Genomic DNA, 1564 nt, shown 5'->3' with positions numbered 1-1564 from the left:
CCGCCACAATGTTTTCTTTTAGCCGGGTAACAATGCCTGCAAATTCTTCTGCTGAGGGTGTGGCTGTTACTTTTACATCAATCGGCTGAGGTTGAGGTTCTATTACCGGCAGCTGACAGCGCGCTGCCAGTTCTCCTATACGCTGACTCATAGCCTGATAACGCTGATCGTGACCGTCACCGCTGAAAACACTGCCAAGAAGCTCAGTGGTTTTCTGTTGATGATTAATAATCAGCAAGGTTTCTGCCAGGTAAAAGACATAGTCAGGGCAGTTGTTTTCGCCTTCTTCAACTTCGGGCAGCCGCTCGTAGCTGGCAACAAAGTCATAGGCGAAAGCGCCGCCGAGAAAGACAGAAAACGGGTGCTGTTTTGCTGTGTCGTTTGCTTTATTGAGGTTTTGCTGGAGTAGTCGCAGCGGCTCCATGTTACTGATTTGACGTAAGCGGGAGTCTTCATCCAGTGGCATAGTTGCAGCACTGAAGGTTAATGTCAGTTGGTCTGGTGCTTTTTCAATCGTCGCACTATCTTTAAGCTGTTCTTCAATCCAGCTGAGCAAGGCAGAGCCGTTATCAGTCAGGGCATCAATAGTGACCTGTTGATTGTTACAGGTAATTCGTAACGCTGCATCAATCAGCAGCAAGCTCTTTACCTGCTGCTTGGTGCCGATATCAGCTGAGTCCAGCAGTAAATGCTCACCTTGTGTGCTGCAAGTATTCTGAAATACTTGTAGTGGCTCCGCCTGATAAGGCAGTGACACTCTCAGTGTCTCTAAATTGCCGTCTTGTTCAGTTGTCAGGTTTTTCACCTCAGACCTCGTTTTCTCTTGTTGATTTTTAAACCTGCTCCAGTGAAACGGCAATAAAAAACCCGCTCAAAGGAGCGGGTTTCTCAAAGTGAAGCTATTTACGTTACACGCACAACTACACCACCCGCTCGTTCGGGAAGTGCCACCACCAATGTTGGGTTGTTGTACGTAAAAACATAAGTTGTATAGCTCTCTTAATTCGTTTTAATGCTGACAAACTAACGCTTGAGCGAAAGTCTGTCAACAGTTGTTTTCTTTCTGCTTTTATTCTTCTCTATTGATATTCTGCTGGTTTGCCTTTTGAATCAGACTTACGAATAAACTCACGCAAGTCGTCATTGGCTTTCTCTAAGTCGGCACGGCGCAGGTACATCATGTGGCCACTGCGGTAGCCTTTAAAGTCGATACGGTCGCTCATTTGCGTGCTTGGATCTAAGTGCCACATGTTGTACTTGGCATCGAAGTAGTTAGTAGCGCCGTCAAAATAACCTGACTGAATTAACACATTCAGGTAAGGGTTTTGCGCCATGGCCTGACGTAATTGCTTACCGGTGTTGTTGTTCGAGCGATCCCACGGATGAACCGGGCCGAACATGTTGTATTTAATGTCGGTTACAAAATTTAACTCTTCACGCAGGTAGTAGTTAATGGCTGGCGTGAACGAATGTAACCATGACGTCAGTTCTGCGTTATAGTCAGGACGGTCGCCCGAGCGTTTTTCATCCAGGCCTAAATAGCGTGAGTCAAGGCGGCCAATAG

At 46.7% G+C, this 1564-nt stretch carries 2 pseudogenes and 1 other annotated feature; both pseudogenes read right to left on the bottom strand.

Features of this window, described 5'->3' with window-relative positions:
* Positions 1 to 805, bottom strand: a pseudogene (locus B3180_RS06135) (anthranilate synthase component I); the annotation flags it as partial.
* Between the two features lie 52 nt (positions 806 to 857).
* Positions 858 to 962: a sequence feature (Trp leader region), on the bottom strand.
* A gap of 117 nt (positions 963 to 1079) precedes the next feature.
* Positions 1080 to 1564 (bottom strand): annotated as a pseudogene (locus B3180_RS06130) (carboxypeptidase); the annotation flags it as partial.

It is taken from the genome of Idiomarina sp. UBA4206 (assembly GCF_002383015.1).
GTDB lineage: Bacteria > Pseudomonadota > Gammaproteobacteria > Enterobacterales > Alteromonadaceae > Idiomarina > Idiomarina abyssalis.
This window is presented reverse-complemented; position numbering and strand designations above follow the sequence as displayed.